General features: G+C 66.0%; 5 protein-coding genes. 1 reads left to right on the plus strand and 4 read right to left on the minus strand.

Annotation, left to right across the window (positions count from 1 at the left end):
* Window positions 1-73 precede the first annotated feature (73 nt).
* Genes ilvC through HMPREF9062_RS09800 form a run of 3 tightly spaced genes read right to left on the minus strand, consistent with a single transcriptional unit; the run spans window position 74 to window position 3424 of the window.
* Window positions 74-1105, minus strand: coding sequence for a ketol-acid reductoisomerase (ilvC, locus tag HMPREF9062_RS09790; RefSeq protein ID WP_034254136.1), 1032 nt, complete (start codon window positions 1103-1105; stop codon window positions 74-76).
* An 8-nt stretch (window positions 1106-1113) separates the two neighbouring features.
* A complete protein-coding gene (ilvN, locus tag HMPREF9062_RS09795; protein ID WP_009749962.1) occupies window positions 1114-1626 on the minus strand; it encodes an acetolactate synthase small subunit in 513 nt (170 codons plus the stop codon).
* Window positions 1627-1630: 4 nt separating this feature from the next.
* Window positions 1631-3424, minus strand: a complete 1794-nt coding sequence (locus HMPREF9062_RS09800) for an acetolactate synthase large subunit (protein ID WP_009749963.1) — start codon at window positions 3422-3424, stop codon at window positions 1631-1633.
* 287 nt (window positions 3425-3711) lie between these two features.
* On the opposite strand from HMPREF9062_RS09800, the gene HMPREF9062_RS09805 reads away from it, so the two are divergent.
* The gene (locus HMPREF9062_RS09805) at window positions 3712-5325 is read left to right on the plus strand and encodes an aspartate:alanine exchanger family transporter (RefSeq protein WP_009749965.1); all 1614 of its coding nucleotides are present in this window, start codon (window positions 3712-3714) and stop codon (window positions 5323-5325) included.
* 31 nt (window positions 5326-5356) lie between these two features.
* Here HMPREF9062_RS09805 and HMPREF9062_RS09810 read toward each other — a convergent pair whose 3' ends face one another.
* Window positions 5357-6688 carry a threonine/serine ThrE exporter family protein gene (locus HMPREF9062_RS09810; protein ID WP_009749966.1) on the minus strand — a complete coding sequence of 444 codons (1332 nt, stop codon included), beginning with the start codon at window positions 6686-6688 and terminating at the stop codon, window positions 5357-5359.
* Between the last annotated feature and the right edge of the window lie 161 nt (window positions 6689-6849).

Genomic DNA, 6849 nt, shown 5'->3' on the forward strand with positions numbered 1-6849 from the left:
GCACCCCGCCGGAGCAGAAGACGGACCCGCCCGTTCGCGCCGTCGATCTTCCGGCGCTGCCTGATGCTGCGGCTCAGCGGGCGACGGAGCCCTCGGTGTAGTCCTTGTCGACGTCGGAGCGCCAGGCGAACATGGAACGGACCTCGTGGCCGGTCTTCTCGATCGGGTGGGCCTCGCCCTCGGCGCGGAACCTCTTGAACTCCGGTGCACCGGCGGCCTGGTCGTCCATGAACCGCTTAGCGAACGAGCCGTTCTGGATGTCGGACAGGACCTCCTTCATGTGCTCCTTGACGTCGGGAGTGATGACGCGCGGGCCGGAGACGTAGTCGCCGTACTCGGCGGTATCGGAGCAGGACCAGCGCTGCTTGGAGATGCCGCCCTCGTTAATGAGGTCGACGATGAGCTTCATCTCGTGGCAGACCTCGAAGTAGGCCATCTCGGGCTGGTAGCCGGCCTCAACGAGGACCTCGTACCCGTACTGGATGAGTTTGGACAGTCCGCCGCACAGGACGTCCTGCTCGCCGAAGAGGTCGGTCTCCGTCTCCTCGCGGAAGGTGGTCTTGAAGGCGCAGGCGCGGGTCCCGCCGATGGCCTTGGCGTAGGACAGGACGAGGGGCCAGGCCTCGCCGGAGGCGTCCTGCTCGACGCACACGAGGACGGGCACGCCCCGGCCGGCCTCGAATTCACGGCGCACCGTGTGACCGGGCCCCTTGGGGGCGACCATGATGACGTCGTGGCCGGCGGCCGGCTTGATGTACCCGAAGTGGATGTTGAAGCCATGCGCGAAAAGCAGCGCCGCGCCATCCTTGAGATTGGGCTCGATCTCGTTCTTGTACAACTCGGCCTGAACCTGATCGGGGGCGAGAATCGTCACGACGTCCGCCCAGGCGACGGCCTCGGCGATCGGCTTGACAGTCAGCCCGACCTCCTCGGCCCTGGCGATGGAACGTGAGCCCTCGCGCAGGCCGACAACGACCTCGACACCCGAGTCGCGCAGGTTAAGCGCGTGGGCGTGACCCTGCGACCCGTAGCCGAGGACGGCGACCCTCTTGCCCTGAATGACGGACAGGTCGGCGTCGTCGTCGTAAAACTTCTCAGCTGCCATGATTGATTTCACTTCTCCTTGAGTTGATCTGTGATGGACCGAGGCCCGCGCGTGATGGCGACAGCACCGGACTGGACGATCTCCTTGACCCCGTAGGGTCCCAGAGACTCCAGCAGCGCCTTGACCTTCGACTCCGAGCCGACGGTCTCGATGACCACCGATGTCGGCGACACGTCCACAACGTGAGCCCGGAAGAGATCAACGATCTGCAGCACCGCGGTGCGGTTGGAGTCATCGGCGCGGACCTTGACGAGGTAGAGCTCGCGGCCCACGGAGGTGGCCGGGTCGAGCTCAACGATCTTGAGCACGTTGACCAGCTTATTGAGCTGCTTGGTCACCTGCTCCATAGCCGGTCCCTCGGCGTCGGCGATCACCGTAATGCGCGAGACAGCCTCGTGCTCGGTGGGACCCACGGCCAGGGAGTGGATGTTGAAGCCGCGGCGGGTGAACAGCGCCGAGACGCGCGTGAGCACGCCGGGCTTGTTCTCCACCAGGACGGACAACGTGTGCTTCTCGCTCACGGTCTCACTCCTCTTCCCACGCCGGGCTCATGCCCCGGGCGTGCTGAATCTCGTCGTTGGACACACCCGCAGCCACCATCGGCCACACCTGGGCGTCGGCGGAGACGATGAAGTCGATAACGACCGGCCGATCATTGACGGCGTTGGCCCGGGCGATGACGTCATCGACGTCCTCGAGCCGCTCGCAGCGCAGCGCGAGGGCTCCGTAGGCCTCGGCCAGCTTGACGAAGTCGGGGACGCGCCGAGTGTCCGCTCCGGTGTGCAGGTCGGTGCTGGAGTAGCGCTGCCCGTAGAACAGCGTCTGCCATTGACGCACCATGCCGAGCGACGAGTTGTTGATGACGGCGACCTTGATAGGAACGCCGTTCAGCGTGCAGGTCGCCAGCTCCTGATTGGTCATCTGGAAGCTTCCATCCCCGTCGATGAGCCACACGGGGCGATCCGGAGCGCCGACCTGCGCGCCCATGGCCGCGGGCACGCCGTAGCCCATAGTGCCGGCCCCCGCGCTGGTGAGCCAGGAGTGCGGTCGCGTGAAATGCAGGTAGTGGGCGGCCCACATCTGGTGCTGGCCGACGCCGGTGACCCAGATGGTGTCCTTGGACGCGGCTCTATCCAAGTGGGTGATGACCTCCTGAGGCTGGAGAAGGCCATCGTCGGTGTCGGTCCAGTCAGTGGGATAGGTGACGCGTATATGAGCGACCTCGGTGAGCCACTGGTCGATCTCGGCGCGGGGCTCCTCGGCGAACTGGGCACGGCAGGCGGAGATCAGTGCCGGGACGACGTCGATCAGGTCGCCGACGATCGGCACATCCGCGGTACGGATCTTGGAGATCTCGGCGGGGTCGATGTCGACGTGGATGATCGTGGCGCGGGTGGCGAAGGTGTCGGGTCTGCCGGTGACACGGTCGTCGAAGCGAGCTCCGAGTGCGACGACGACATCGGCGCGCTGAAGAGCCCCGACGGCGGCCACGGTGCCGTGCATGCCCGGCATCCCCAGATTGAGGGGGTGGTCCGTGGGCATGACGTCGATAGCGGTGAGCGTCGTCGTGAAGGGGGCGCCGATGAGGTCGATCAGCTCGGTGAGTTCCTCGGTCGGCACGTCCGCTCGACTCAGGCCGCCGCCCAGGTAGAGCACGGGGCGCTCAGCGGCCGCGATGACCTCCGCGGCCTGGGCGAGACGACGCTGGTTGGGCCTACCGGGAAGCGGATAGCCGCGCAGGTCGAGCCGGGCCGGCCAGCGGAACTCGGTCAGATCCTCCTGGGCGCTCTTGGAGAAATCAACCAGGACGGGGCCCGGGCGGCCGGTGGAGGCGATGTGGAAGGCCTCCGCGATGCGCACGGGGATCTCCTGGGCCGTCGTCACGAGGAAGGAGTGCTTGACGAAGGGCATCGTCGCGCCGACGATGTCCGCCTCCTGAAAAGCGTCGGTACCGATCGCCCTGGCGCCGACCTGGCCGGTGATCGCCACCAACGGGACGGAGTCCATATGGGCGTCGGCAATGGCTGTCACCAGGTTGGTGGCACCGGGTCCGGAGGTCGCCACGCACACGCCGGGCCTGCCGGTGACCATGGCATAGCCCTCTGCGGCGTGGCCCGCTCCCTGTTCGTGACGCACGAGCACGTGACGGATCTGCTCGCTGGCGAGAAGAGGATCGTAGAAGGGCAGAATAGCTCCGCCCGGCATGCCGAAGATGTCGGTGACGCCGACCTTCTCCAAAGCCCGTACGAGCGCCTGGGCGCCCGTGATCACCCGGCGGTCCTGCGACTCCTGGGCCAGGGATGCGTTGCCGCGCGTCATCCTCCGCCCTCCTTTCTGTACGATCTGCGCGATCGGGCGCGGCCTGACGGCCGGCCGCTGGTCAACCGTAGGACGTCTCAAGATACGAGTCGAACAGACAGGAAGAATGTCTTACATATTGGAATCACGACCCTGATGCTGTGTCGTCCGTCCCGAATTCGCGTTCCCGACGCGCCCTGGTCTTTGGTCCGACACGAGCCAGGCGCCCCAGTGCCAGACTGTGCTCGTTCTTCGTACATCTCCCCGCCGCGCGCCGACGAGCAGCGGCACCGGAAGGCTTCGCACTCGTGGTCATAGGTCTCCTCCACCACCTCGCCGAGAACTCCGTTCTCGTTCTGTTCCTGCTCGTCGGTCTGGGCATGCTCGTCGGGCACATCAAGGTCAAGAGCGTGAGTCTGGGCGCAGCCGCCGTACTCTTCGCGGGCATCGTCCTGGCGGCCCTGGGAGTCGCCAAGGGTGTGATCATCGAGATCCCACCGCCACTGGGTACTCTGGGGCTAGCGGTCTTCACCTTCGCCATCGGAGTCCAGTCCGGCCCCAACTTCTTCCACGTCATCCGCACCGCGCTCGGCCCGCTGGCCCTCATGCTCGCAGCATTCATCATCGCCGCCGTCGCGGGACTCGGCATCGGCCGCTCCCTGGGAATGAGCGGTCCTATGATCGCGGGCACCTTCGCGGGCGCGGCGACCAACACCCCCGCTCTGGCGGCCGCTGGCAACGCGGCTGCGATCGCGGGATACTCCGACGGTGCGGCGATCGCCACGGTCGGTTACGCGGTGGCCTACCTCTACGGCGTCATCGGCATGCTGTTCTTCTGCCTGCTGGCCCTGCGCTACCGTCGCAGCGACAAGGACGCGCCCTCGCCCCTGGTCAACCGCACAATCCGAGTCGAGCGCTCCGACGGCCCCATGATAGGTGACATCGCCGAGACGATCTCGGGCGAGCTGAAGTTCTCACGCCTGCGGCGCGGCGAGCAGGGGCCCATTACACGCCCGGCCCGGGAGGACAAGCTCTTCAAGGACGACCTGGTCACCGTCGTCGGCACCCGGGACGCCGTCACGCAGGTCATCACGGCTCTGGGCCATGGCTCCTCCCATTCGCTGATCGAGGATCGCAAGTACCTGGATTTTCGTCGGATCACTGTCTCCGATCCCAGGATCGCCGGTCATACAGTCGCCGAGCTCGACATCGACCACCGTTTCGGTGCCACTATCTCCCGCGTGCGCCGTGGTGATACCGACATGGTGGGCACCCCCGACCTGGTCCTCCAGCAGGGGGACCGCGTGCGCGTAGTGGCGCCCACGGGCCGTATGACGGAGATCTCGAAGTTCTTCGGTGATTCCTCGCGCGGGCTATCGTCGATCAATCCGGTCGCTCTGGGCCTGGGCATGGCGGTGGGAATCATCATCGGCGAGTGGAAGATCCTGACCCCTACCGGGGCGACCTTCTCCATCGGGTCGGCCGCGGGCACCCTCATCGTCGGACTGATTTTCGGCAAGATCGGCCGTATTCGGAACTTCGTGACGGCCATGCCGTTCACGGCGACGGCGGTGCTCTCCGAGTTCGGGCTGCTCATCTTCCTGGCGCAGGCGGGCACGAAGGCCGGCGGCCAGATCGCCAACGCCTTCACCGGCGGCGACTGGTGGAAGATCCTCGCAACGGGCTTCATCATTACCACCATTATGGGCCTGGGCCTGTACGTCTCCATGCGGTGGGTCATGAAGATGGGTGGTACGCGCTTGTCCGGTCTCCTGGGGGGCGCGCAGACTCAGCCCGCGGTGCTGGCTTTCGCCAATGAGCGCACCGGTGCCGATCCCCGCGTGGCCCTGGGCTACGCCATGGTCTACCCGGTGGCCATGATCGTGAAGATCTTCATCGCCCAGCTTCTCGGCGGACTATGAGCCGTACAGAGCGGCCGTCGCCACGGCTGATTCAGCGGTGGCGGGACCGGTGGTCGGGCCGCTGGCCCGGCTCGGCGGCGCTCCCATGGGATTCAGGCAGGATCACATGCTCGGAGGTGGCGACGTCGTGGCGCCAGTTGTGGTCGGTCATAATGCGCGCAATGGCAAGGCCGACTCCGATGGACGTGATGACGAAGAAGACCTCCGCCAAGTTTCCCGCTGCCTGGCCGACGGCGACGTTGGCGTCCACGGTCTGATTGTTGAGGGCGGAGACGGCCCGGTAGAAGGGCACACCGGGAATCATGATGACGACCGCCGGAACCGACAGGGCGACCCTCGACAGGGAGGCGCGGGAGACGAAGAGCTGAGCGAGCAGGCCAATCGTCACAGCGGCCAGGCCCACGGCCAGTTGCCACGGCACATGGAACTCATCGATGACGACGAGACGCCCGGTGTTCGCCAGCGCGCCGACGACGGCGGCCAGCAGCGACGCTTTGACGCCGGCGTTGAAGAGCATGGCGAACCCATAGGCGGCGATGAATGAGCAGAAGCAGCGCAGGACGTGAAGGACGAGCCCCGTGGGTACGGCGACGTCGGTGGCATCGACCTCCCAGTGGAAGATGAAGGTCACCGTCCACACGGCCATGCCGGCTGACGCCATGACGACGACGACGTAGGCAGCGCGGGAGAGGGCGCTCGAGAAGTCCTGACGCACCAGGTCGAGCATGGACGTGACCATGGGGAAGCCGGGAATGAGGAAGAGGATCGCTGAAATGATACCGCCCTGGTGGTTGCCCTCGGCGATCCCCGTCGTCTGGAGCAGGCTCACGATGCCCATGTAAGCGGCTGAGGCGACCACACCGCACACCATCCAGGTGAAGAAATGCTGGTAGGAGCGCTTGAGCATCTGCCGCCGAACAAGCTGGCCGACGAAGGCGGCGACGAGGACAGCCAGGCATTCGATCCAACCGCCCTGGTTGAGGAAGCAGAACCCTGAGCACGCCACTCCGGAGGCGGCCGCGTTGGCGCCGGCGCCGTACAGAGCGTGCATGCCCTCGACCTCATCCAGCTTACGGTCGAGCTGCTCCACGGTCTCGTGAGCCCGCAGGTCGTGCACGATTCGCCGAAGAGCCTCGAGACGGTCCACGTTCACGCCCACTCGACGGACCTCGCAGGCCTCCGTCCGAAAGCGTTCACCAATGAAGGAGGACGTGACCAGCTCGGTCATCGTCACCGTCGCCTCGTGCCGGTCCAGCCCGACTGCCGAGGCCGCCTTGGCCATCGAGGACTTCACCCGATACGAGCCCGCCCCAGCGGCGAGCATGAGCTTGCCAAGGCGAAGAACGACTGCTGACTGGAGCATCAGCCGGTCGGCGTCGAGCTCTGGTTCCGGATGGGTGGGGTCGTATGGAACTTCGGAATTCACGTGACAATATTGACCCATACCGTCGGGGCCGAGCACGGCCGGAAGGCCTACGGAGCTCGTGCAACACGAGGCTCACTCCGACGACGGGACCTGTTCGT

It is taken from the genome of Actinomyces sp. oral taxon 448 str. F0400, from assembly GCF_000220835.1.
GTDB lineage: Bacteria > Actinomycetota > Actinomycetes > Actinomycetales > Actinomycetaceae > Actinomyces.